This is a genomic window from Planotetraspora sp. A-T 1434, from assembly GCF_025420585.1.
GTDB lineage: Bacteria > Actinomycetota > Actinomycetes > Streptosporangiales > Streptosporangiaceae > JAOEGB01.
In genome coordinates this window covers 104161-128994 of record NZ_JAOEGB010000016.1, presented here as the reverse complement: position 1 = coordinate 128994, position 24834 = coordinate 104161, and the positions used below count along the sequence as shown (strand labels likewise).

Here is a 24834-nt window from a genome sequence, read left to right as displayed (position 1 = left end):
CGACGGACCTTTGGCCGGTCTCTTGGCCGGTCTCTTGGCCAGTCTCTTGGCCAGTAACGCATCGCATGGTCAGAGCTCCTCCGCCACGGAGAGCAGGTGCCTGACGCCGGCGACCCGGTCGGTCAGGTGCAGGCGGACGGCGGGCCGGCCGCGCGAGGCCAGCGCCCGCAGGTCGCCCAGCGCCTGCGCCAACTGCAGCCTGCCCAGCGTGTACGGCTTGCCGGGCACCTCGATGTCGTCCGTGACCGCCCCGGTGATCTGCAGGAACACGCCGACCGGCGGGCCGCCCTTGTGATACTGCCCGGTCGAGTGCAGGAACCGCGGTCCCCAGCCGAACGTGACCGCGCGGTCGGTGCGGTAGTCGAGCAGCGCGCGCAGCGTGGCCACGTCCGCGCTCGCCCACGTCTCGGTCATCTCCTCGAACGAGGCGTCGCCGACCGTCGCGGCGTCGAACGCCGCCTCCCGGTCCAGGTACGCCATGATCGCCAGGTAGCCCCGGTCGGGGATGGCCTGGAGCAGCCAGGTCAGCACGTCGGCCAGGTTCTTCGGGTCGCCCGGCACGTCGCCGTAGACCTCGACCGGGCCGTCCGTCAGGACGGGCGTGCCGGTCGGCAGCGGGCCGTCGCCGGCCTCCTGCAGGATCTTGGTGGTGTTCTCCTTGGACTCCGCCACGTTGGGCTGGTCGAAGGGGTCGATCCCCAGCACCCGCCCCGCGATCGCCGTGGCGTACTCCCAGGTGAGGAACTGCGCGCCCAGCGGGCCGTCGACCACCGTGCCGCCGTCACGGCCGATGGCGACGACGTACTGGTCGTCGTCCTCCGCGGCCTCGGCGCCGACGACGGGGAGGATGCCCTTCCCCGACTTGCCGGTCGACTCGGCGATGAGCTGCTCGATCCAGTCCGGCAGCCCGTTGATGTCGGACAGGCTGTCGCGAAGGATCAGCTTGTCACGGCCCTGGAGGGCCTCCGCGCCGAGCACGGCGCCGAGGTCCAGGCCGGGGTTGCCCTCGTCCTGCGCGAGCAGCGGCCGCACGGCCGCCGCGTCGTCGAGCAGCTTCCGCACGTCGGCTCCGGCCAGGGCGCTCGGCACCAGGCCGAAGGCGCTCAGCGCGCTGTAGCGGCCACCGACGTTCGGGTCGGCCAGGACGACCTGATAGCCGGCCTCGATGGCCGACTGCTCCAGCGGGGAGCCCGGGTCGGTCACGACCACGATCCGCTCGGCCGGATCGAGCCCGGCGTCCCTGAACGCCTTCTCGTAGATCCTGCGGTGGCTGTCGGTCTCGATCGTGCCGCCGCTCTTGCTGGAGACGACCAGCAGCGTCCGCTCCAGACCGTCCGCCAGGGCGCGCCGCACCTGGTGCGGGTCGGTGGTGTCGAGAACGGTCAGCGGCACGTCCTCGGTGGCGGCGATGACCTCGGGAGCGAGCGAGGAGCCGCCCATCCCGGCGAGCACCACGTGGTCGAGGCCCTCGGCGCGGGCCTTCTCCACCAGGTTCTCGATCTCGGGCAGCAGCTCCCTGCTCGTCAGCGGCAGGCTGAGCCAGCCGAGCCGGATGGCCGCCTCGGCCTGGGCGTCGGCGCCCCACAGGGCCGAATCCCCCGCGGCGAGCGCCGCGGGCACCCCCTCGGCGACCAGCTTCTCCTTGACCGCCTGTACGGCTTCCGCGGCGTCGCCGGCGGTTACCTCAATGGTCATGTGTCTCAGGCCTTCCTGAGCTCGGTCTCGACGGTCTCGAGCAGCTCGGTCCACGACTTCTCGAACTTCTCGACGCCCTCCTCCTCCAGCACCCGCACGACGTCGTCGTAGTCGATGCCGGCCTCCTTCAGAGCGGCCATGACGTTCCAGGCCTGCTCGTAGAAGGGGCGGATGGTGTCGCCCGAGATCTTGCCGTGGTCGGCCGCCGCGTCGAGCGTCTTCTCGGGCATCGTGTTGACGACTCCCGCGGTGACGAGCTGGTCGACGTAGAGCGTGTCGGGGTAGTCCGGGTTCTTGACGCCGGTCGAGGCCCACAGCGGCCGCTGCGGGTGGGCTCCCGCGGCGCGCAGCTCCTGCCAGCGGGGCGAGTTCACGACCTCCTCGAAGGCGGCGAACGCCAGCCGGGCGTTGGCGACGCCGGCCTTGCCCTTCAGCTCCTTCGCCTCCGGGGTGCCGATCTTGTCGAGGCGGGCGTCGATCTCGGTGTCGACGCGGCTGACGAAGAACGACGCCACCGACTCGATGCCGGAGAGGTTGAGGCCTGCCGCCCTGGCCTTCTCCAGGCCGGTCAGCCAGGCGTCCATGACCTGGCGGTAGCGCTCCAGCGAGAAGATCAGCGTGACGTTGACGCTGATGCCCTCGGAGATCGCCTGAGTGATGGCGGGCAGACCCTCGACGGTCGCCGGGATCTTGATGTGGACGTTCGGCCGGTCGACGAGCCACCACAGGGCGCGCGCCTCGGCGATGGTCGCCTCGGTGTTGCGGGCCAGCCTCGGGTCGACCTCGATGGAGACGCGGCCGTCCACGCCGTGGGTGCCGTCGTAGACCGGCTTCAGCACGTCGGCGGCCCAGCGGATGTCGAAGGTCGTGATGGCGCGGACCGCCTCGTCCACCGAGACGCCCCGGGTGGCGAGGTCGCGCAGCTGGGCGTCGTACGCGTCGCCCTTGCTCAGCGCCGAGGCGAAGATCGTCGGGTTCGAGGTGACGCCGGTCACGTACTTCTCACGGATGAGGGCGGCCAGGTTGCCGGTGCGCAGACGCTCCCTGCTGATGTCGTCCAGCCAGATCGACACGCCTGCCGCGGTGAGACGCTTCAGATTCTCGCTCATTGGTTGTTCCTCAGTTTCCGGTCGTCTCGCCCTTGTCAGCCCCGGTTTTGGCGAGGCTGGCCTTGGCGGCGGCCACCACTCGGTCGGCGGTCAGGCCGAACTGCTCGAAGATCGTCTTGTACGGCGCGGAGGCGCCGAAGTGCTCCAGACTCAGGACTTCCCCCGCATCACCCACGAACTCGCGCCAGCCGAGCGAGATTCCCGCCTCGACGGCCACCCGGGCGCGGACCGCCGGCGGCAGCACGGTCTGCCGGTACGCCGGCTCCTGTGCGCGGAACCACTCGACGCACGGCATCGACACGACCCTGGCCGGGATGCCCTCGGCCTCCAGGGCCTCGCGCGCCTCGACGGCGAGCTGGACCTCGCTGCCCGTGCCGATGAGCACGACGGCCGGCTGGCCGTTCGACGCGTCCTCCAGAATGTAACCACCGCGGGCGACCTTGGCCGGGTCGCCGGTGCCGTCGTAGACCGGCACGTTCTGCCGGGTGAGGGCGAGCGCCGCGGGGCGGTCGTTGTGCTCCAGCACGACCTTCCAGGCCGCCGAGGTCTCGTTGGCGTCGGCCGGGCGGACCACGTCGAGGCCCGGGATCGCGCGCAGCGCCCACAGGTGCTCGACCGGCTGGTGGGTCGGGCCGTCCTCGCCGAGGCCGATCGAGTCGTGCGTCCAGACGTAGATCACCGGCAGCTTCATCAGCGCGGCCAGCCGTACGGCCGGGCGCATGTAGTCGCTGAAGACCAGGAAGGTGCCGCCGTAGGGGCGGGTGCCGTTGTGCAGGGCGATGCCGTTGAGGATCGCGCCCATGCCGTGCTCGCGGATGCCGAAGTGCAGGGTCCTGCCGTACCGGTTGCCGGGGAACTCACGGGTCTGGTACTCGTCCGGGATGAAGGACGGCTCGCCCTTCATCGACGTGAGGTTGGACTCGGCGAGGTCGGCGGAGCCGCCCCACAGCTCCGGCAGGACCGGGGCCAGCGCGCTCAGCACCTCGCCCGACGCCTTGCGGGTCGCGACGGACGAGCCCGGCTCGAAGGTCGGCAGGGCCTTGTCCCAGCCGTCGGGAAGCCTGCGCGCCGACATCCGCTCGAACAGCTCGGCCCGCTCGGGGTTGGCGGCCCGCCAGCTCTCGAAGCTCTTGTCCCACTCGGCGCGGAGCTCCCGGTTGCGCTTGACGACCTCGCGGGCGTGGTCGAGGACCTCGGCCGGCACGTCGAAGCTCTTCTCCGGGTCCATGCCCAGAACGCGCTTGGTGGCCGCGACCTCGTCGGCGCCCAGCGCCGAGCCGTGGGCCTTGCCCGTGTTCTGCTTGTTCGGCGCGGGCCAGCCGATGATCGTGCGCAGCCTGATGAAGGTGGGGCGCCCGGTCTCCGCCTTGGCGGCCTCCAGGGCGTCGGAAAGGGCCTGGACGTCCTCGTGGTAGTGCTCACCCGCCGTCCAGTCGACCGTCAGGACGTGCCAGCCGTACGCCTCGTAGCGCTTGGCGATGTCCTCGGACAGCGCGATCTGGGTGTCATCCTCGATCGAGATGTGGTTGGAGTCGAAGATGACCGCGAGGTTGCCGAGCTTCTGGTGGCCGGCGATCGAGCTGACCTCGTGGCTGATGCCCTCCTCGATGTCACCCTCGGACGCGATGCACCAGATCATGTGGTCGAACGGCGACTCGCCCTCGGGCGCGTCGGGGTCGAACAGGCCGCGCTCGCGGCGGGCCGCCATCGCCATGCCCACGGCGTTGCCGAGCCCCTGGCCCAGCGGACCGGTGGTCGTCTCCACGCCCACGGTGTGGCCGTGCTCCGGGTGGCCCGGAGTCAGGCTGCCCCACTGGCGGAGCGACTTCAGATCGTCCAGCGTCAGGCCGTAACCCGACAGGTAGAGCTGAATGTAGAGCGTCAGGCTGCTGTGACCGGCGGAAAGGACGAACCTGTCACGCCCCACCCACGTGGGGTCCGACGGGTCGTGCCGCAGGAACCGCTGGAAAAGGAGGTAGGCGGCGGGTGCGAGGCTCATCGCGGTGCCGGGGTGGCCCGAACCCGCCTTCTCGACCGCGTCCATCGCCAGTGCGCGCACCACGTCGACAGCCTGCCGATCGAGGTCACTCCACTCAAGGCTTGCGCTGCTCAACTGCTCGATCCCCTCTATTTATCTGCGCCGTTGTGGCATTTCCCGCCCACAGGGGACCCTAACGGGTCCCCCGCCATACCGTTTGGTAGCCCACCCCTGCCGGGGGCAGGGGCCCGTGAGCAGCGAGACTTCCGGGGTGGCGGGATCGGGCGCTTCCAGCCCCAGTTCCTGGACCACCGGTTACGCCGACTACAGTGATTTCGCAATGCCGGTCCCAGGCCCGGAGATCCGCTCTATTCAGAGGTTACGCGTTGACCCCGCATGTGTTGGATGCGCCTTGACGGTGCTGACGAACAAGCAGACGATGGCCCCGCTCGGAACCGCCGCGACGGCCACGGCCCCCCGCTCCCTCGGGGCGCTCGTGAAGGCGTACGTGGCGCTCACCAAGCCACGGATCATCGAGTTGCTCCTGATCACGACCCTGCCGGTCATGTTCCTGGCGGCGCGCGGTCTTCCGCCGCTGTGGACGGCCGCGGCGACGATGATCTTCGGCACCCTGTCGGCGGGCAGCGCGAACGTGCTGAACTGCTACATCGACCGCGACATCGACGCGACCATGCGGCGCACGCGCCGCAGGCCGCTCGCGAAGGCGGAGGTCTCGCCGCGCGGCGCGCTCGTCTTCGGCGTGGTCCTCGGCGTCGCCTCCACGCTGGGCCTCGGCCTCGCGGTCAACTGGGTGGCGGCCGGCCTGTCGCTGGCCGCGATCCTGTTCTACGTCTTCGTCTACTCGATGATCCTCAAGCGGCGGACGTCGCAGAACATCGTGTGGGGCGGCATCGCCGGCTGCATGCCCGTGCTGATCGGCTGGGCCGGGATCACCGGAAGCCTGTCGTGGGCTCCCGTCGTGCTCTTCGGCGTCGTCTTCTTCTGGACGCCCCCGCACACGTGGACGCTCGCCATGCGCTACCGCGAGGACTACGCGGCCGCGCACGTGCCCATGCTGCCCGTCGTGGCCACGGAGCGGCGCGTCGTCCTGCAGGTGGTCGCCTACACCTGGGCCACCGTCCTGTGCTCGCTGCTGCTGTGGCCGGTCGCCGGCACCTCACTGCTCTACCCCGCGGTCGCCCTGGCCCTCGGCGCGGCGTGCCTGTGGGAGGTCTACCGCCTGCTCGGCCGGGTCAACGCGGGCAAGACCGGCGTTGACCTGCGGCCCATGCGGTTCTTCCACTGGTCGAACATCTACCTCGCGCTGCTCTTCCTCGCCGTCGCGATCGACTCCCTGCTCGTCTGATCCCGCCCGGTTGATCCGGCCCGGTTGATCGCGCCCGACCCCACGGGCTCTCAGCCGTAGATCTTGCGGACGTTGTCCTCCGGGGGCGGCCGGTGCGTCCCCGCCGGGCCCTCGGCGAACGCCGTCAGCAGATTGGTCGTCACCGTTGTGACGAATCTCCTCGTGCGGGCGTCGATGCCGTGCGCCTCCGGGCTGTCGCGGGTCCCGGCCATCAGCGCCTCGGTCCACCGCATCGTCCCCGACGCGAAGACCGCGGCCCCCTCAGGCGTCGTGTAGTAGGCCGAGTCGGCGAAGCTCGGCCGCCCCGCGCACGTCAGGGGCGAGTGGGAGAGGATCTCCAGCGGCCGGGGCGTCGGCACGCTCGGGGTCACCCGGTCGTACTCCACGCCCACCAGGTGCGGGAAGGAGTCTCCCTGCCGCACGCCCGTGCCGGAGAAGACCCAGTGGCGGGGAGCCGTGACCACATAGGGGGCGTCCGCCGGGAAGCCGTCGTAGTAGACCCCGGTCAGCGACGACTCGGGGTCCGGCGCCGGGTCGGCCCGGAAGTCCGTCGTCACCAGCGACGGGTGCCTGCCGTACACGGGGTCCTCGGCGGCGGCGGTCTTGTAGCAGACCACCAGGCGGCCGTCCCGCTCCAGGCGGATGCGGCGGTAACAGGTGTTGGCCCCGAGGAAGGCGAGGTTGGCGCCCGCGTCCCTGGCCTCGGTGACGCGGCGGCGCGTCCCCGGCGTCCAGTACTCATCGTGGCCGAGGAAGAAGACCGCCGTGGCGCCGTCCAGCACCTGGCCGCCGGACTCCAGATCCACGCCGGTCGTGTACGCCAGCGGGATGCCGAGCCGTTCGGCCAGCTCCACCACCGCCCGCTCGTGGATCAGGAACTTCCGCACCCCCACCTTGTCGTACGGCCGGTCGAAGGTCACGGCGAGCGAGCGGCTGTCGTAGCGGCCGTCCTCGCCGTAGTAGAGGCTGTATCCGCCCCACCTGTTGTAGGCCTGCCACGTAGCCGCGGCGTGGACCAGCACGGTCTTCCCGGCGGCGGTCGCGGACCGCACGACCAGCGGCACGTAGCGCTGGGGCCCGTGGTCGGCGTCGAGGCGAAGCAGGTAGGCCCCTTCCGGCCAGCCGTCCGTGGGCACCGACAGCGTCCGGTCCCACCCGGCGTGCACCGTGCGGGTGGCCTGGGCGAGCTCGGACGGGGCCTGCCTCCGGCCCTTCATCCAGCCCGACCGCCACACCCGGCGCGCCAGCGCCCCGCCGTACCAGCCCATGCGGTACGCGGTGACCCGGAAGCGGTCCGCGGTCGTGGAGGCGTGCAGGCCCACCGGCTCGCCGGGGAACACGCTCACCTGGTCGCAGTAGCCGTCGATGGCGTCGGCCGGGCCGTACCTGCGCAGCCGCCAGGACGGGTCGCCCGGGAGCAGCCGCTCGGGCAGGGCCGCGGCCCTCGTCCCCTGCGACGCCACCGGGCCGGGCTCGGTGGCGTTCTTGGCCGCACCCACGCCTGTGGGGGCCGGACCGGCTGCGCCCGGCTGGGCGGCCTGCCGGGCGGCCGGTGAGGCGTCCCCCGCCACCCCCGCCCCCGCGGCGACCGCGCTTACGGCGGTGGTCCCCGCCACGCGCAGGAATCCCCGCCGGCCCAGGCCGCCCGGAGGTTTCTCGCTCATCGTCCCCACTCGTCCAGAACGGATATCGCGATCGTGAAGGTATCGCGAACCACCGGTTCCGCAACCCCGGCCGCAACCCCGGCCGCGGTCCCGGGGACAGCGGCCGAGGCCGTAGCGGTGGGGGTGGAGGGGACAGAACGTGGATGTTCGGTTACATTCGCGGAATGGCCAGCCTTGATCCTCGTGCGGTGCTGAAGGAGCGTCCGTCAGTCGGTCTGATCATCGGTCTCGTGATCGCCGGGATCTGCGCTCTGGTGTCCTTCTCGTTCGACATACTGAACGGCGACCCCGTTCACTTCTTCATCGCGCTGGGGCTCGCCGTGGCCCCCGTTCCGCTGCTGCTGGCGGGCGTGCTCGCCCTCGACCGCCTGGAGCCGGAGCCCCGCACCAACCTGATCTTCGCGTTCGCGTGGGGGGCGGGCATCGCCGTCCTGGTCGCGGGCCTCCTGAACTCGCTCAACCTCGTCTACGTGGCCCACCAGCTCGGCGACGAGAACAGCGCCCGCAGCCTGGTCGCCACCTTCGGCGCGCCGCCGGTGGAGGAGACGCTGAAGGGGCTCGTGCTGCTGGGGCTGTTCCGATACCGCCGCCAGGAGCTGGACGGGCCCACCGACGGCATCATCTACGCCAGCATGGTCGGCCTCGGCTTCGCGATGTCGGAGAACGTCAGCTACTACATCGCGGCGCTGAACGAGAACGGGGCCCAGGTGCTCGCCGCCACGCTGGTGCTGCGCGGGGTGCTCTCGCCGTTCGCCCACCCGCTCTTCACGTCCCTGATCGGCATCTCGGTGGCCTACGCGGCCCACCGTAGGGGGCCGTCCGGCGTCGTGATGATCATCGCGGGCTGGGTCGGCGCGATGCTCCTGCACGGCATATGGAACGGCTTCGCGTCGTTCGGCGGGCTCGGGGGGCTCGCGATCGCCTACCTCATCCTGATGGTCCTGCTGGTCGTCGAGCTGACCGTGATCTTCAGGGACAGGAAGCGCATCATCGGCCTCATCCAGCACTACCTGCCGTCGTACGAGCCGAACGGGCTGGTCAACCAGGCGGACATCTTCATGCTCACGTCGTTGCGGCGGCGCAGCCACGCCCGGGCCTGGGCCAAGGCCCACGGCGGCAAGGCGGGCGCGCGGGCCATGAGCGACTACCAGCTCGCCTCGACGGAGCTCGGGTTGCTCCACGCCCGTGCGGCCAGAGGAGGCGTGGACGAGGCCACGTTCAGGACCACCCAGCGGTCGCTGGCCGACCTCATGGCCTACGCCCGGATGTCCTTCCCGCTCCCGGAGCGCCACCAGGCCCGCGCCGCCCGGGGAGTGCCGCCGCCGGGGTACGCCCCCGGAGCCCCGCCCCCCGGCCGCCGGCCGGGTCAGGGGCCCGGGTACGGCGCGGCCGGCCCCGGCTTCCCCCCGGGCGGCTCCGGGATGACCTGACCGCGGGATTCCGGCCTTGGCGTCAGCGCCGGGCGCGGCGCGCGGACGCCAGGGCTCGGTCGAGCCCGATCTCATGGGGGCCGAGGAACCGGGGCTCGGAATGGAGGAGCACGCCGTCCAGCACGCCCTTGGCGGAGGCGAAGACCTCCCGCGCGGCGTACCCCGCGGTCTCCATCGGCCAGTCGGGAGTGGAGTCGTCGCCCACCCCGAACGCGTCCAGGCCGGCCGTACGGCACAGCGCGACGGCCCGGGGAAGATGGAACTCCTGGGTCACCACGATCAGGCGTGAGGCCCCGAAGATCCTCCTGGCCCGGACACAGGAGTCCCAGGTGTCGAAGCCCGCGTAGTCGAGGACGATCTTCTTGGCGGGCACGCCATGGGCGATCAGGAAGTCGCGCATCACGGTCGGCTCGTCGTATCCGGCGCGGCTGTTGTCACCCGACAGCAGCAGCGCGCGCACCTTGCCCTCCTGGTAGAGCCGGGTCGCGAGGGCGAGCCGGGTCCGCAGCATCGGGCTGGGCCGGTCGCCGAAGATCCCCGCGCCGAGAACGAGCGCCGCGGGCATCGCCGGCACCGATTCCATCCAGGGCGTCCCGGGCTCGGCGACCACCCGATGCGGCGCGCTCGTGAGCCAGACCCACGTGATCGGGGCCAGCGGCAGGACGCTGAGGACGGCGAGGCACTGGAACGCCCTTCGCAGCGCGGCGCGCGACCATCGCCAGGGCAGAAGAGTGATCACGCGGGATTAGACGCTCGCATGGCGTAGTTCGTTGCGAGTTCGTCGCGGTTCGAGCGGCCGGATACCGGAGTGGCGACCGGGCCGCGTGACCGCATGAGGAACACCACGCGCAGCGTGGCGATCCACACGAGGGTCGAGCCCAGCACGTGCACGCCGACGAGGAACGCCGGGACGGCCAGGAAATACTGCACGTAGCCGACCACACCCTGGGCCAGCTCCACCCCGAGCAGCACGAGCGCGGCCCGCCTCGCGCGTCCGGGGGAGTCGGTCACGTGCAGCGAGAACAGCAGCGCGAACGTGAGCCCCACCACGATCCACACGATGTCGGTGTGCAGTTGTGCCACGCTCTGGATGTCGAAGCCGAACCGCGACGCGGCCTTGTCGCCCGAATGCGGGCCCGTGCCGGTGACGACCACTCCCGCGATCAGGAGGACGAACACCGCCGCGGTGAGGACGAACCCGAGAGTGCGGATGTCACGGTGAACCAGCCGCTGCGGCGGCGCGTCGCCCTCCCCGGACCGCGCGAACAGCGTGAACGCCGCGGCGATCATCCCGATGGACAGGAGGAAGTGGACGCTCACCGTGACCGGGTTGAGCAGCGTGCGCACCACCAGGCCGCCCCACAGGGCCTGCGCCAGGACGCCGAGCGGCTGCAGCGCGGCCAGCCGCACCAAGGCGGGACGGCGCTGCCCGTAATCGGGGCGGCCGAGCCGTACGGCGGCGACCACGCAGGCCGCCGCGACGGCGAGCACCAGGAACGTCAGCAGCCGGTTGCCGAACTCGATCGCCATGTTGATAGCGGAGTGCGCGTCGTGCCTGACCGGGACGAAGCTGTCCGGGGTGCATCTCGGCCACGTCGGGCAGCCGAGGCCCGACCCGGTGACCCGGACGGCCGCGCCGGTTACGGTGATGCCCGCGTTGACCACCACCGCCGCCAGCGCCCACCGCCGCATCGTCTCGACGGTCGGGAACCAGAACGACCGGTAGAGGGCGATCACGCTCGCGCGAGGCTGGTCAGAGAGGTGGTTCACGGCATTCATGGTAGGCCGCGGGGGCCATGCTCCCGTTTCCGGCCCGCGTCCCCGGCGGACGGCGTGATCGTTTCCGGGCCGGAACGGTACGATCGCCGGGCGGGGGCATCGGGAGGAGAGCCATGGGGACGGGACCGGAGGGCCTCGGCCTGCCCGCCGTCGGAGAGCGGCAGAGTCTGCGGGAACAGGTGGCACAGGCGCTGCGCAGCGCTCTCGTGGCGGGGGAGATGCGGCCGGGGGTGGTCTACTCGGCCCCCGTGCTGGCCGCCCAGTTCGGGGTCTCGGCTACGCCGGTGCGTGAGGCGATGCTCGACCTCGCCAAGGAGGGCCTCGTCGAGGCCGTGCGCAACAAGGGCTTCCGGGTGAGCGTGATGTCCGAGCGCGACCTGGAGGAGATCACCGAGCTGCGGCGGCTGATCGAGGTGCCGACCGTGGCCCGGCTGGCAGACAGCGGCCGCGCGCCGGACTTCCAGGAGTTACGGCCCCTGGCGCAGGAGATCGTCGCCGCGGCCCGCCGCACGGACCTCCTGGGCTACGTCAACGCCGACCTGCGGTTCCACCTGGAGCTGCTGGCGCTCTCGGGCAACGCGCACCTCGTCGAGGTGATCCGGAACCTGCGCGGCCGGGCCCGGCTCTACGGCCTGAAGGGACTCGCCGACCGGGGGCTGCTGGCGGACGCGGCCCGCGAGCACGTCGAGGTCCTCGACGCCCTGGTCCGCGGCGACCGCCAGGCCGCCGAACGCATCATGACACACCACATCGAGCACATGCGGGGCATCTGGTCCAGCGGCCCCGGATAGGGCCCCGGTTAGGCCTCCCGCCTCACCCTTCCGAGCGGGTGGCCCCGATCGAGGCGATGACGACGCAGCCGATCGCCGCCCATTCGCGCACCCGCAGCACCTCGCCGAGGACGAAGAAACCGACGAGCGCGGCGACGCCCGGCTCCAGGCTCATGAGGACGCCGAAGACGCGCTTGGGCATCCGGCGCAGGGCCTCCAGCTCCAGCGAGTACGGAATGACCGACGACAGCAGCCCCACACCCGCGCCCAGCAGCAGGATCTCGGGCTGGAGCAGGGCGGCTCCGCCGGAGACGATCCCGACGGGCGTGATGAGGATCGTGGCCACGATCATCGCGAAGGAGAGCCCGCTGGCGCCGGGGAAGCGCGCCCCGGTGGCGGACGCCAGGAGGATGTAGGCCGCCCAGCAGACGCCGGCGAACGCCGCGAACCCGATGCCGGCCCAGACGGCCGCGCCCCCCTGTCCCCAGGGCGCGAGCAGGGTCACACCCGTCGCAGCCAGGACGACCCAGACCAGGTCGAGCCGGCGATGGGAGGCGGCCACCGCCACGGTGAGCGGCCCGATGAACTCGATGGCCACCGCGATCCCGATGGGCAGCCGCGCGAGCGCCTCGTAGAACGACCAGTTCATCAGACCCAGACTGAGCCCGAAGCCGATGCCGACGGCGAGGTCCCGCCGGGTCAGGCCGCGCACCTTGGGCCGGGCGACGGCCACGAGGATGACCGCCCCGGTGGCGATCCGCAGGAAGACCACCGCGCTCGGCGGGAGCTGCGCGAACAGGTGCTTGGCCAGACCGGCCCCGACCTGCACCGACAGGATGGCCAGCAGCACCAGCCCGGACGGGGGCACCGCGTCCGACGCCGCGCGCAGCGCCTTCCCCGGCCTGATCCTGTACGGCTCGGCGGCCCCGGACAGGATTTCAGCGGTCATGCGCACGGCTCCAATTGCGAAGGGGTCAATCATTCCATTACCGGGCAAAAGCACTATGCCAGAGCCGTACGGGCACGACGCACGCCGTTGCATGATCACGATCGGCGTCGGACGAGGTCATCTGCCGCGCGCCGGAACCCGTGCATGATCACGGCGGGCGTCGGGGCCGGTCGGTGCCCATGCACGGGAAGGCGTGCATGATCACGGCTAGGTGGGGGGAGTCATTCCCAGCGGAAGGTGCGGGAGGCGACGCCCAGGGAGACGGCCGCCCAGCAGGCCAGCACGAGCAGCGGGCCGCCCGGGAACCCGGCCCCCGCCGCGAGCACCGATCGCATGCCGTCGGTGAGTGCCGTGATCGGCAGCAGCCCGAGGACCGGCTGCACGGCCGCGGGGAACTTGGTCAGCGGGAAGACCACGCCGCCCAGCCCGAGCAGCACCAGGTAGACGAGGTTGGCCCCCGCGAGGGTGGCCTCCGCCCGGAGCGTCCCCGCCATGAGCAGCCCGATCCCGCTGAAGGCCGCCGTGCCGAGCAGGATCAGCAGCACGACCCAGACGGGATTGCCGTGGGGCGACCAGCCGAGCACCAGGGCCACCGCACCGATCACCACGACCTGCACCAGCTCGACCGCGATGACGGCGGCCGTCTTGGCCAGCAGCAGCCCCGCCCGCGACAGGGGAGTGGCGCCCAGCCGTTTGAGCACGCCGTACCGCCGCTCGAAGCCGGTGGCGATGGCCTGCCCGGTGAACGCGGTCGACATGACGGCGAGCGACAGGATGCCGGGGGTGACGAAGCCGATCCGGGACCCGCCGACGTCGATCAGCGGCGCCTGGGAGAACCCGACCAGCAGCAGGATCGGGATGATCATCGTGAGCAGCAGCTGTTCGCCGTTGCGGAGCATGGCGCGCACCTCGGCGCCGGCCTGCGCGAGGATCATCCGGGGGAGCGGCGCCGCCCCGGGTCTCGGGGTGAAGTCGAGCGTCGTCATCACGGTGTCCAGAGTTCGTCGGTGCTCATGGCTCATCAGGGCTCATCGGAGCTCCCTGCCGGTGAGCTCCAGGAAGACGTCCTCCAGCGTGCGGCGCTCGATGCTCAGGTCCTCGGTGGTGACGCCCTCGGTGGCGCACCACGCGGTTACCGTCGCCAGCAGCTGGGGGCCGACCTGTCCCTCGATGATGTAGCGCCCCGACGGAGACTCCTTGGCGGCGCTGCCGGGAGGGAGCGCGCCGAGCAGCTCGTCGAGGTTGAGGCCCGGACGGGCCCGGAAACGGAGCTGGCGCTCGGCGCCGGTCAGCTCCTGCGGCGACCCCTCCGCGACCACCCGGCCGTGGTCGATGACCACGACGAGGTCGGAGAGCTTCTCGGCCTCGTCCATGTGGTGGGTCGTAAGCACCACGGAGACGCCCGCCTCGCGGAGCCCGGTGACCACGTCCCAGCAGGCGTGCCGCGCCTGTGGGTCGAGCCCGGCGGTCGGCTCGTCGAGGAAGACCAGCTCGGGCCGCCCGATGACGGCCGCCGCCAGCGACAGGCGCTGCTGCTGCCCTCCCGAAAGGCGTCGGTACGGCGTGCGGGCGTGGTCGGTGAGGCCGAGGAGGTCGAGCAGCGCCTCCGGGTCGAGGGGATGGGCGTAGAAACGCGAGACCACGCGCAGCCATTCGCCGGCGCGGGCGGCGGGCGGCACGCCTCCCGCCTGCAACATCACACCGAGGCGCGGCTTCAGGGCGGGGTCGGCCGGATCCATGCCCAGGACCCGGACGGTCCCGGCGTCGGGCCTGCGGAACCCCTCGCAGATCTCGATGGTGGAGGTCTTCCCCGCGCCGTTCGGCCCGAGGATCGCCGTGACCTCGCCCGTGCCGCAGGTAAGGGTCAGCCCGTCGACGGCGGTGGTCCGGCCGTACCGCTTGACCAGGCCCCGGATCTCGACGGCGGCTCCACCGGGGGCCCTGCCGTCTGAGGCCCTAGTTGAGGCGTTGTCACCCGCCCGCACGTCACCGGCCTCCCCTCAGCCAGACAGGACCGCCGGGGCCGCATGGCAGACGCGTCGCCCCACTGGTCGTCGATTCACTTGAGTCTAGGGAGCGAACCGCCCGGTCTGGACGGCGGATGCCCGCCGAGCGGCCGGAAAGACGGGTAAACGATTGGCGCGGATCCAGAAATGTTGCGTTGAATCGGGCAGACGGTGTCACAGACCCGGGGAAGTCGAGATGACCGAGTACCAAGACCCGGCCGGCGCCTTCTTCGGCGCGTGGCAGCCCGGAAACCACTACCTCCCAAGGAGATCCCGATCGGGCGCTTCGCGATCCTCGCGGAGCCGCAGGGCGCGTCCTTCGCCGTGTGGCAGGCCACCGAGCGGTGACCGTCCGCCGCGGGCCGCGCGGCCGGTGACCCCGGCCGTGGGCCGGTCCGGTGGGCGGTAGGCTCCGTTCACGCCCGGACCGGCCGTTCGACTGCGCCCACCGTACATGATCGCTAAAAGCCTGCCGCGAGGACATCGTCCCAGGTTAGGTAAGGCTTACCTGCGTGAGAAATTGCATTCACTTGGATCGTGCCTTGGGTTTGTCGTGCGGGAAGGAATTACGGCACACTGATGTTGTGAAATACGTGCCGGGGAAGACGAACGCCGAGGAGACCGCCGTGACGCGGGCCTCCGCGCCGTCCCCTGTGCACCCGATGTCCCAGGCGCCCGCGCAGATCGGCCCCGCCGCGTCCGCGCAGATCACGGCGGAGCGCGGCACCCGCGCCCGGGTGGCCCGGCTGATCCTGGAGCATGGCCCGGTGACCGCGGCGGCGCTCGGGGAGCGGCTGGGCCTGACGCCCGCCGCCGTCCGCCGCCACCTCGACGCGCTGCTCGCCGAGGGCATGATCGAGCCCCGTACGGCGCGGCCGCGCGGCCAGCGAGGCCGCGGCAGGCCGGCGAAGCTGTTCGCGATCACCGACGCGGGCCGCAGCGCCTTCGTCCACGCCTACGACGACCTCGCGGGCAGCGCCCTGCGCTTCCTGTCCGAGCGGATGGGCGTCGAGGCGGTTTCGGAGTTCGCCCGGGCACAGGTGTCCGGCCTGGTCAGCAGGCTGGAGACGCTGATGCGCGAGGTGCCCGCCGACCAGCGGGTCCGCGTGCTCGCCGAGGCGCTGTCCGCCGAGGGCTACGCCGCGTCGGCGACCAAGACGGGGCAGGGCGGCGAACAGCTCTGCCAGCACCACTGCCCGGTCGCGCACGTCGCCGCGGCCTTCCCCCAGCTGTGCGAGGCGGAGACCGAGGCCTTCGCGCAGCTCCTGGGCACGCCGGTGCAACGACTGGCCACCATCGCGAACGGCGACGGGGTCTGCACCACCCATGTGAGTTCTCACGCGCTCGCCGGGAGGCAGGCGCGTATCCATGAATCGAGCACATCAACGAGCAAGGAGACCGGAAGGTGACTGTCACCGACCGCCCGGAGCTGGAAGGCCTCGGGAATTACAAGTTCGGCTGGGCCGACTCGGACGTGGCCGGGGCCGCGGCCCGGCGGGGGCTGTCCGAAGAGGTCGTCCGCGACATCTCCGCGCTCAAGAACGAGCCGGAGTGGATGCTCGACCTGCGCCTCAAGGGCCTTCGGCTGTTCCGGAAGAAGCCCATGCCCACGTGGGGCTCTGACCTCACCGGCATTGACTTCGACAACATCAAGTACTTCGTCCGCTCGACCGAGAAGCAGGCCGCGTCCTGGGACGAGCTGCCCGCCGACATCAAGAGCACCTACGACAAGCTGGGCATCCCGGAGGCGGAGAAGCAGCGCCTCATCGCGGGCGTCGCCGCCCAGTACGAGTCCGAGGTCGTCTATCACAAGATCCGTGAGGACCTCGAGGAGAAGGGTGTCATCTTCGTCGACACCGACACCGGTCTGCGAGAGCACGAGGAGCTCTTCAAGGAGTACTTCGGCTCGGTGATCCCGGTGGGCGACAACAAGTTCGCCTCACTGAACACCGCCGTGTGGTCGGGCGGCTCGTTCATCTACGTGCCGCCGAATGTCAACGTCGAGATCCCGCTCCAGGCCTACTTCCGGATCAACACAGAGAACATGGGCCAGTTCGAGCGGACGTTGATCATCGTGGACGAGAACTCCTACGTCCATTACGTCGAGGGCTGCACCGCGCCGATCTACTCGTCCGACTCGCTGCACTCGGCGGTCGTCGAGATCATCGTGAAGAAGGGCGCCCGCTGCCGTTACACGACGATCCAGAACTGGTCGAACAACGTCTACAACCTGGTGACCAAGCGCGCCGTGGCGTACGAGGGCGCGACCATGGAGTGGATCGACGGCAACATCGGCTCCAAGGTCACGATGAAGTACCCGGCCGTCTACCTCATGGGGGAGCACGCCAAGGGGGAGACCCTGTCGGTCGCGTTCGCCGGTGAGGGCCAGCACCAGGACGCGGGCGCCAAGATGGTGCACCTCGCGCCCAAGACCTCGTCCACGATCATCTCCAAGTCCGTCGCCCGCGGCGGCGGCCGGACGTCCTACCGCGGTCTCGTCCAGATCGAGGAGGGCGCGGCCGGTTCGGCCTCGACCGTCAAGTGCGACGCCCTGCTCGTCGACCAGATCAGCCGCTCCGACACCTACCCCTACGTCGACGTCCGCGAGGACGACGTCTCGATGGGCCACGAGGCCACGGTCTCCAAGGTGTCCGAGGACCAGCTGTTCTACCTGATGAGCCGCGGGCTGAACGAGGACGAGGCGATGGCCATGATCGTGCGCGGCTTCGTCGAGCCGATCGCCCGCGAGCTCCCGATGGAGTACGCGCTGGAGCTGAACCGCCTGATCGAGCTGCAGATGGAAGGAGCCGTCGGCTGATGGGTCTCGCAACGAAGCCGCTGTCGACGCTCCATGAGAGGTCGTCGTACGACGTGGAGGACTTCGCCGTGCCGACCGGCCGTGAGGAGGAGTGGCGGTTCACGCCGCTGTCCCGCCTCAAGGGCCTGCACAACGGCACGGCGGCCGCCTCCGGCGACGTCGTGGTGGAGGTCGACGCGGCCCCCGAGGTCACCGTCGAGACCGTGGGCCGCGACGACCCGCGTCTCGGCAGGGCCTACGTGCCGGCCGACCGGGTCAGCGCCCAGGCGTACGCGTCGTTCGAGAAGGCGACGGTCGTCACGGTCCCGCGTGAGGCCGTCACCTCGCGCCCGACCGTGGTCAGCCTCCGCGGCACGGGCGGTGGGGCGGCCTACGGCCACGTCCTGATCAAGGTCGAGCCCATGGCGGAGGCCGTGCTGGTCCTGGACCACAGCGGCAGCGCGGTGTACGCCGACAACGTCGAGTTCGTCGTCGGCGACGGCGCGACGCTGAAGGTCGTCAGCCTGCAGGACTGGGCCGACGACGCCGTGCACGTCTCGCACCACCACGCCCAGCTCGGCAAGGACGCGACCTTCCGGTCCTTCGTGGTCACCCTCGGCGGCGATCTCGTACGGCTCTCGCCCTCCGTGGCCTATACGGCGCCGGGCGGTGACGCCGACCTGACCGGCCTCTACTTCGTGGACGCCGGGCAGCACCTGGAGCACCGCCTGCTGGTCGAGCACACCGTGCCGAACTGCCGCAGCAACGTGACCTACAAGGGCGCGCTGCAGGGCGACGGCGCCCACGCGGTGTGGATCGGCGACGTGATCATCCGGGCCGAGGCCGAGGGCACCGACACCTACGAGCTCAACCGGAACCTGATCCTCACCGACGGGGCCCGTGCCGACTCCGTGCCGAACCTGGAGATTCTCACCGGCGAGGTCGCCGGGGCGGGCCACGCGTCCGCCTCCGGCCGTCTCGACGACGAGCACATCTTCTACCTGCAGGCCCGCGGCATTCCGTTCGACGAGGCCCGCCGCCTGGTCATCCACGGCTTCTTCGCCCAGCTCCTCGAGAAGATCGAGGTCGCGGAGATCCGCGAGCGCGTCCTGACGGCGGTCGAGGCGGAGCTGGCGCGATGACCGGGGTGAACGCCGAGACCTGGGAGAAGGTCTGCGAGCTCGGCGACATCCCGGACAACGGCGCCATCGGCGTCGAGGTCGGCGGCGTCCCCGTGGCGGTGGTCCGCACGGGCGACGAGGTCTTCGCCCTCCACGACGTCTGCTCGCACGCCGAGGTGAAGCTCAGCGAGGGCGAGGTCTACGACCACACGCTGGAGTGCTGGCTCCACGGCTCCTGCTTCGACCTGCGCACCGGCAAGCCCACCGGACCGCCCGCCACCAAACCTGTGAACGTCTACCGAGTCAAGATCGACGGCGACGACGTGTACGTCTCGCTCTCGAAGGAGTAATCGAGTGTCCACTCTTGAGATACGTGACCTGCACGTCGCCGTCGGCGACAAGGAGATCCTGCGCGGCGTCAACCTGACCGTCCGGCCGGGCGAGACCCACGCCATCATGGGGCCGAACGGCTCCGGCAAGTCCACGCTCGCCTACGCGATCGCCGGCCACCCCAAGTACACCATCACGTCCGGCAGCGTCCTGCTCGACGGCGCGGACCTGCTGGACATGTCCGTCGACGAGCGCGCCCGCGCCGGCCTCTTCCTCGCCATGCAGTACCCCGTCGAGGTCCCGGGCGTCACGGTGTCCAACTTCCTGCGCTCGGCGATCACCGCCGTCCGCGGTGAGGCCCCCAAGCTGCGCGACTTCGCCAAGGACCTGAAGTCGGGCATGGACGCGCTGTCCATCGACCCCGCCTTCGCCCAGCGCAACACCAACGAGGGCTTCTCCGGCGGTGAGAAGAAGCGGCACGAGATCCTCCAGCTGGAGCTGCTCAAGCCGAAGATCGCCGTCCTCGACGAGACCGACTCGGGCCTCGACGTCGACGCTCTGCGCGTCGTCTCCGAGGGGATCAACAGGTTCAGGGCGACCGGTGACACCGGCGTGCTGCTGATCACCCACTACACCCGCATCCTCCGCTACGTGAAGCCCGACTTCGTCCACGTCTTCGCTGGCGGCCGGATCGTCGAGGAGGGCGGCCCCGAGCTGGCGGACAAGCTGGAGGCCGAGGGCTACGAGGCATACGTGCGGGACGCGCGAAAGGCCGACGCGGCGAAGGCGTCCGCCTGATGAACGCTGAGAGCTTCGACGTGGAGAGGATCAGGAAGGACTTCCCGATCCTCTCCCGCGAGCTGCCCGGCGGCCGCCCACTGGTCTACCTCGACTCGGGAAACTCCTCGCAGAAGCCCACCCAGGTGATCGAGACCATGCGGGAGCACCTGGCCTCCCACTACAGCAACGTCGGCCGGGCGCTGCACGCGCTGGGCAGCGAGTCCACCGAGGCGTACGAGACCGCGCGGGAGAAGATCGCGGCCTTCGTCGGCGCTCCGTCGCGCGACGAGGTGATCTTCACCAAGAACGCCTCGGAGGCCATCAACCTCGTGGCCTACGCCTTCGGCAACCCGGTGAACACCGACGAGCGGTTCAAGGTCGGCCCGGGTGACGAGATCGTCATCTCCGAGATGGAGCACCACTCCAACATCGTGCCCTGGCAGCTGCTCGCGCAGCGGACCGGCGCGACGCTGCGCTGGTTCGGCGTCACCGACGAGGGCCGTCTCGACATCGGCAACCTCGACGAGCTGGTCAACGAGCGCACCAAGATCGTTTCGATCGTGCACCAGTCCAACGTGCTGGGCACGGTCAACTCGGTGTCCCCGATCCTGGCGCGGGTCCGCGAGGTCGGCGCACTGATGATGGTCGACGCGTCGCAGTCGGTGCCCCACCAGCCGGTCGACGTGGCCGAGCTGGGTGTGGACTTCGTGGCGTTCACCGGGCACAAGATGGTCGGCCCGTCCGGAATCGGCGTGCTGTGGGGCCGCCGGGAGCTGCTCGACGCGATGCCCCCGTTCCTCGGAGGCGGCGAGATGATCGAGGCGGTCTGGATGGACCACTCGACCTACGCCCCGGTGCCGCACAAGTTCGAGGCCGGGACCCCGCCCATCGTGGAGGCCATCGGCCTCGGCGCGGCGGTCGACTACCTGACGTCGGTCGGCATGGACGAGATCAAGCGGCACGAGAAGGAGCTCGTCACCTACGCGCTCGACGCGCTGGACGGCTTCCCCGGGCTCAGGATCATCGGTCCCCATACGGCTGTCGCCCGAGGTGGCACGGTGTCGTTCACGCTGGAGGGAATCCACCCGCACGACGTCGGGCAGATCCTCGACGACGTGTACGGCATCGCTGTCCGGGTAGGTCATCATTGCGCCCGCCCGCTGCATCTCCGGTTCGGAATTCCAGCGACCACGCGGGCGTCTTTTTACCTGTATAACACGACGGCCGAGATCGACGCGCTGGTCCGCGGCCTCCACCACGTGCAGAAGGTGTTCGGCTGAGCCATGATCGCTGAATCCATGTACCAGGAGCTGATCCTGGAGCACTACAAGCACCCCCAGGGCCGGGGACTCCGCGAGCCGTACGACGCGGAAGTGCACCACGTGAACCCGACCTGCGGTGACGAGGTAACCATGCGGGTGAAGGTGGACGACGGCGGCAAGGTCCTCGACGTGTCCTACGACGGCCAGGGCTGCTCGATCAGCCAGGCCGCCGCGTCGGTGCTGCACGAGCTCACCACGGGATCGACCGTGGAGGAGTCGCTGTCGGTGGTGGACGAGTTCACCCGGCTGATGCAGGGCCGGGGCCAGGTCGAGGCCGACGAGGACGTGCTGGGAGACGCGGTGGCGTTCGCCGGAGTGGCGAAGTTCCCCGCCCGCGTCAAGTGCGCCCTGCTGGCCTGGATGGCGTACAAGGACGCGGTCGTGCGGAGCCAGGCGTGACCGCTCAGCGCAAGCCGCGAGGTGAGGAGACGACGTGAGCAAGCCGACAGAGACCCCAACTGGGGCCCCGACAGCGACGTACGACGGGGAGACCTCTCTGGACGACGTCATGGAGGCGCTGAAGGACGTCGTCGACCCCGAGCTCGGGATCAACGTCGTGGACCTCGGCCTCATCTACGGGATCAACCTCGACCCGGCTGGGGAGGGCGAGCGCCCCATCGCGACCATCGACATGACGCTGACCAGCGCGGCCTGCCCGCTGACCGACGTGATCGAGGACCAGGCCAACTCGGCGCTCGCCGACCTGGTCTCCAGTGTCGTGATCAACTGGGTGTGGCTGCCGCCGTGGGGTCCGGACAAGATCACCGATGACGGGCGTGACCAGCTCCGCATGCTGGGCTTCAACGTCTGATCCCTGATCCCCCGTCCGACCCCCCCGTCCCATCCCCGGTCGCATCGCCGCCCGGCGCGCCGGGCCGTGCCCGCGCGCCGCACGCGGTTCCGATGATGTCCTGTGACAATTGGGAATGCCGTATAGTGGTGTTTTGCTTTACCTAGCGGCTTGCAGCAAGGCGTCCGTGAGAAGGCCATCCGATTCGCGCGATGGCCCGCACATCTGCGGGAGCGCCGAAGCCGCCCGTGATCGCGAGTCTGCCCTGTTCGGATAGACTCGTGGACAGATCGCAGTGCTGGACCACCAAGCGCGTAGACCGCGCGGCACTGCCGCCCGACGCAGGGGCCTGCTCGCCGACGGATCGACCGTCGGCCGCGCCGGACTTTGTGTCCGTCCAGGAGGACGACCTCCTGGAAGCCCGATGAGAGGGATTCCATCCCCCGCGTCCTGATGAGGTACGGCACCGCCGTACATGTCCTGGCTCGTCCTTTCGCAGAAGTGACGCGCCCCCGTGTTCCGACACGTCATCTTCGATGAAAGGCACGATTTCGTGACCATGCTCGACTCCGGCCTGCCCGAGACCATCGACTCCGGGCTGCCTGAGGTGCTTGACGAGTTCACTCTCCTCGGCCTGCCCAAGCCGCTCGTCGCCGGGCTGGCCCGGCAGGGCATCACATCGCCGTTCCCCATCCAGCGCGCCGCCATCCCCGACATCCTCGCCGGGCACGACGTGCTCGGGCGGGGTCAGACCGGCTCCGGCAAGACCCTCGCGTTCGGCCTGCCGACCATGGCCCGCATCGCGGGGGAGAAGGCCCTGCCCAAGCGGCCCCGCGCCATCGTCCTCGTCCCCACCCGGGAACTGGCCCTCCAGGTCGCCGACGCGATCGAGCCCCTCGGCCGCGGCCTGTCGCTGCGGGTCAAGACGGTCGTCGGCGGCATGTCCATGGGCAAGCAGATCGACGCGCTGCGCCGAGGCGTCGAGATCGTCGTCGCCACGCCCGGACGCCTGACCGACCTCATCGAGCAGGGTGAGTGCTCGCTCCAGGACGTCCAGGTGAGCGTGCTCGACGAGGCCGACCACATGTGCGACCTGGGCTTCTTCCCCGTGGTCAGCGCGATCCTCGACAAGACGCCCGCCGACAGCCAGCGGCTGCTCTTCTCCGCCACGCTCGACGGCGACGTCGACAAGCTGGTCCGGCGCTTCCTCACCGACCCGGTGACCCACTCGCTCGACCCGGCGACCTCCTCGGTCGAGACCATGGAGCACCACCTCGTCCAGGTCCACCGGGACGACAAGGTCGACGTGACCGCCGAGATCGCCAACCGCGAGGGCCGTACGATCCTGTTCGTCCGCACCCAGCACGGCGTCGACCGGGTGGTCAAGCAGCTCGCCCGGGTCGGCGTCCGCGCAGGTGGCCTGCACGGCGGTAAGCGGCAGAACCAGCGCACCCGCATCCTCAGCGAGTTCCGCGAGGGCAACGTCAAGGTCCTCGTCTGCACCGACGTGGCCGCCCGCGGCATCCACGTGGACGACGTCAGCCTCGTGCTCCACGTGGACCCGCCCATGGACCACAAGAGCTACCTCCACCGCGGCGGCCGTACGGCACGCGCGGGCGAGCGCGGCAGCGTCGTGACGTTGATCACTCCCAACGAGCGGCGTTCCACTGATTCGATGACCCGGCGGGCCGGCATCAACCCGTCCCGCCATCGGGTCGCGCCCGGCGACCCAATCCTGGCCGAGATCGCCGGCGCCCGCCGGCCCAGCGGCGAGGCGATCCCCGTCTGGGAGCCCGACGTGCGCAAGCCCCTCCGGCCCAAGCGCGACGATCACCCCGGCGGCGAGCGCCGTCCGCGCCGCTTCGGCGACCGCCGCGGCCGGGACGGCGACGGCCCCCGTCGTGACCGTCCCGAAGGCGCCCCCCGGCGCGACCGGGCCGATGGCGGTTTCCGGCGGGAAGGTGAGGGTTTCCGGCGCGGGAGCGACGGGTTCCGCCGCGACGGCGAAAGCTCAAGCCGTGACCGTGCCGCGGGAGACGGGCGCCCGGCCGAGGCCACGCCGTACCGGCGCCGCAACGACTCCGGCGGCAGCGTCCGCGATCTGCGCGGCCAGTTCCGCGAGGGTTCGTTCCGCTCCTCCCGCGGCGGCTCCGCGGATGACCGGAGTGACCGGGGTGCGGGAGGTGCCGGAGGTTTCGGCGGCGAGCGCCGGGACCGTGGCGGCGACTTCCGCGGGGACCGCGGCGGCCGGGACAACGACCGCAGGCCCGGCGACGGCCGGGACAACGACCGCAGGCCTGGCGACGGTCGGCGTGGGGACGCTCATGGCGAGCGTGGCCGCGGCGCGGGGAGCGATTTCCGCGACGGAGCCCGTCCCTTCCGGGAGAGCCGTGAGGGCGGCTCGGTCCGGGACGGCGACCGGGCGAGCGGCCGCGGCTACCAGGGTGACAGGCAGCGCGGGTCCTCGAACGGCGATGGCCGTTATGACCGGCGTGTCGACTCGCGCGGTGACTCGCGCGGCGGATACCAGACTGGTGGTTACCAGGGCAGCGGGTATCAGGGCAGCGGGTATCAGGGCAGCGGGTATCAGGGCAGCGGGTATCAGGGCAGCGGGTATCAGGGTGAGCGTGGGCGCGGCGAAGGCCGCTCCGAGCGCCGTCCGGACAGCCGTGGGGAGTCCCGCGCTCCCTATGGCGGCGGGTTCCGCCAGGGCGGCCGCCCCACCGGCCGCACCGGCGGTCACTCCGGCAACCGCTTCACCGGCCGCTGACGAGAATCCTCACCCGCCGGCGGCCACGCCCTCGGCATCACGCCATGGCGGACGGAGTCCGTAGGTGACGGCTGTCCGCAGCCGGCTGTTCGCGGCTGTCTGCGTCTGCCTATCGGCGTCTGGTTTGTCTGCACTCGGTTTGTCTGTGTTCGGTCTGTCTGTGTTCGGTTTGTCGGCG

Annotated in this window: 21 protein-coding genes; 12 read left to right on the top strand and 9 right to left on the bottom strand. The window is 70.7% G+C overall.

Annotated elements, in window-relative coordinates:
• Nucleotides 1-69 precede the first annotated feature (69 nt).
• The 3 genes from N5079_RS21570 to tkt are packed head-to-tail and all read right to left on the bottom strand — an operon-like array spanning nt 70 to nt 4848.
• Nucleotides 70-1695: a glucose-6-phosphate isomerase gene (locus N5079_RS21570; protein WP_261585761.1), complete on the bottom strand. Its 1626-nt coding sequence runs from the start codon at nt 1693-1695 to the stop codon at nt 70-72.
• Between the two features lie 5 nt (nt 1696-1700).
• The gene (tal, locus tag N5079_RS21565; RefSeq protein WP_261585760.1) at nt 1701-2804 is read right to left on the bottom strand and encodes a transaldolase; all 1104 of its coding nucleotides are present in this window, start codon (nt 2802-2804) and stop codon (nt 1701-1703) included.
• Nucleotides 2805-2814: 10 nt separating this feature from the next.
• Nucleotides 2815-4848 (bottom strand): transketolase, encoded by a 2034-nt coding sequence (gene tkt / locus N5079_RS21560; RefSeq protein WP_410007818.1) that lies wholly within the window; start codon nt 4846-4848, stop codon nt 2815-2817.
• A 373-nt stretch (nt 4849-5221) separates the two neighbouring features.
• Between tkt and N5079_RS21555 the strand changes: the two genes are divergently transcribed.
• The gene (locus N5079_RS21555; RefSeq protein ID WP_261585809.1) at nt 5222-6148 is read left to right on the top strand and encodes a heme o synthase; all 927 of its coding nucleotides are present in this window, start codon (nt 5222-5224) and stop codon (nt 6146-6148) included.
• 50 nt (nt 6149-6198) lie between these two features.
• Here N5079_RS21555 and N5079_RS21550 read toward each other — a convergent pair whose 3' ends face one another.
• Nucleotides 6199-7812: a N,N-dimethylformamidase beta subunit family domain-containing protein gene (locus N5079_RS21550; protein ID WP_261585759.1), complete on the bottom strand. Its 1614-nt coding sequence runs from the start codon at nt 7810-7812 to the stop codon at nt 6199-6201.
• A gap of 188 nt (nt 7813-8000) precedes the next feature.
• On the opposite strand from N5079_RS21550, the gene N5079_RS21545 reads away from it, so the two are divergent.
• Nucleotides 8001-9242 carry a PrsW family intramembrane metalloprotease gene (locus N5079_RS21545; protein ID WP_261585758.1) on the top strand — a complete coding sequence of 414 codons (1242 nt, stop codon included), beginning with the start codon at nt 8001-8003 and terminating at the stop codon, nt 9240-9242.
• Nucleotides 9243-9264: 22 nt separating this feature from the next.
• Here N5079_RS21545 and N5079_RS21540 read toward each other — a convergent pair whose 3' ends face one another.
• Complete coding sequence (locus N5079_RS21540) at nt 9265-9981, bottom strand: vancomycin high temperature exclusion protein (protein WP_261585757.1); 717 nt, start codon at nt 9979-9981, stop codon at nt 9265-9267.
• Nucleotides 9978-11021 carry a COX15/CtaA family protein gene (locus N5079_RS21535; protein WP_261585756.1) on the bottom strand — a complete coding sequence of 348 codons (1044 nt, stop codon included), beginning with the start codon at nt 11019-11021 and terminating at the stop codon, nt 9978-9980. Before N5079_RS21535 ends, N5079_RS21540 begins: the two co-directional genes overlap by 4 nt.
• 113 nt (nt 11022-11134) lie before the next feature.
• On the opposite strand from N5079_RS21535, the gene N5079_RS21530 reads away from it, so the two are divergent.
• Nucleotides 11135-11812 carry a GntR family transcriptional regulator gene (locus N5079_RS21530; RefSeq protein ID WP_261585755.1) on the top strand — a complete coding sequence of 226 codons (678 nt, stop codon included), beginning with the start codon at nt 11135-11137 and terminating at the stop codon, nt 11810-11812.
• Between the two features lie 22 nt (nt 11813-11834).
• Here the strand turns inward: N5079_RS21530 and N5079_RS21525 are convergent, their stop codons facing one another.
• The 3 genes from N5079_RS21525 to N5079_RS21515 all read right to left on the bottom strand — a co-directional run bounded on the left by N5079_RS21525 (nt 11835) and on the right by N5079_RS21515 (nt 14725).
• Nucleotides 11835-12740 carry an EamA family transporter gene (locus N5079_RS21525; RefSeq protein WP_261585754.1) on the bottom strand — a complete coding sequence of 302 codons (906 nt, stop codon included), beginning with the start codon at nt 12738-12740 and terminating at the stop codon, nt 11835-11837.
• 221 nt (nt 12741-12961) lie between these two features.
• The gene (locus tag N5079_RS21520; RefSeq protein WP_261585753.1) at nt 12962-13762 is read right to left on the bottom strand and encodes an ABC transporter permease; all 801 of its coding nucleotides are present in this window, start codon (nt 13760-13762) and stop codon (nt 12962-12964) included.
• Between the two features lie 6 nt (nt 13763-13768).
• On the bottom strand, nt 13769-14725 hold the full coding sequence (locus tag N5079_RS21515) for an ABC transporter ATP-binding protein (protein WP_261585752.1): 957 nt from the start codon (nt 14723-14725) through the stop codon (nt 13769-13771).
• A gap of 683 nt (nt 14726-15408) precedes the next feature.
• Between N5079_RS21515 and N5079_RS21510 the strand changes: the two genes are divergently transcribed.
• From N5079_RS21510 to N5079_RS21470, 9 genes are all read left to right on the top strand, one after another.
• A complete protein-coding gene (locus tag N5079_RS21510) occupies nt 15409-16155 on the top strand; it encodes a helix-turn-helix transcriptional regulator (RefSeq protein WP_261585808.1) in 747 nt (248 codons plus the stop codon).
• Nucleotides 16152-17564 carry a Fe-S cluster assembly protein SufB gene (gene sufB, locus N5079_RS21505; RefSeq protein WP_261585751.1) on the top strand — a complete coding sequence of 471 codons (1413 nt, stop codon included), beginning with the start codon at nt 16152-16154 and terminating at the stop codon, nt 17562-17564. The genes N5079_RS21510 and sufB overlap by 4 nt, the downstream gene beginning before the upstream one ends.
• Nucleotides 17564-18685, top strand: a complete 1122-nt coding sequence (gene sufD, locus N5079_RS21500) for a Fe-S cluster assembly protein SufD (protein WP_261585750.1) — start codon at nt 17564-17566, stop codon at nt 18683-18685. The genes sufB and sufD overlap by 1 nt, the downstream gene beginning before the upstream one ends.
• A complete protein-coding gene (locus tag N5079_RS21495; protein WP_261585749.1) occupies nt 18682-19014 on the top strand; it encodes a non-heme iron oxygenase ferredoxin subunit in 333 nt (110 codons plus the stop codon). Before sufD ends, N5079_RS21495 begins: the two co-directional genes overlap by 4 nt.
• A 4-nt stretch (nt 19015-19018) precedes the next feature.
• Nucleotides 19019-19792, top strand: a complete 774-nt coding sequence (sufC, locus tag N5079_RS21490; RefSeq protein ID WP_261585748.1) for a Fe-S cluster assembly ATPase SufC — start codon at nt 19019-19021, stop codon at nt 19790-19792.
• Nucleotides 19792-21054 (top strand): cysteine desulfurase, encoded by a 1263-nt coding sequence (locus tag N5079_RS21485; protein WP_261585747.1) that lies wholly within the window; start codon nt 19792-19794, stop codon nt 21052-21054. Before sufC ends, N5079_RS21485 begins: the two co-directional genes overlap by 1 nt.
• A gap of 3 nt (nt 21055-21057) precedes the next feature.
• Nucleotides 21058-21495 (top strand): Fe-S cluster assembly sulfur transfer protein SufU, encoded by a 438-nt coding sequence (gene sufU / locus N5079_RS21480; RefSeq protein WP_261585746.1) that lies wholly within the window; start codon nt 21058-21060, stop codon nt 21493-21495.
• Between the two features lie 34 nt (nt 21496-21529).
• The gene (locus N5079_RS21475) at nt 21530-21907 is read left to right on the top strand and encodes a metal-sulfur cluster assembly factor (protein ID WP_261585745.1); all 378 of its coding nucleotides are present in this window, start codon (nt 21530-21532) and stop codon (nt 21905-21907) included.
• Between the two features lie 538 nt (nt 21908-22445).
• A complete protein-coding gene (locus N5079_RS21470; protein ID WP_261585807.1) occupies nt 22446-24656 on the top strand; it encodes a DEAD/DEAH box helicase in 2211 nt (736 codons plus the stop codon).
• Nucleotides 24657-24834: the final 178 nt, after the last annotated feature.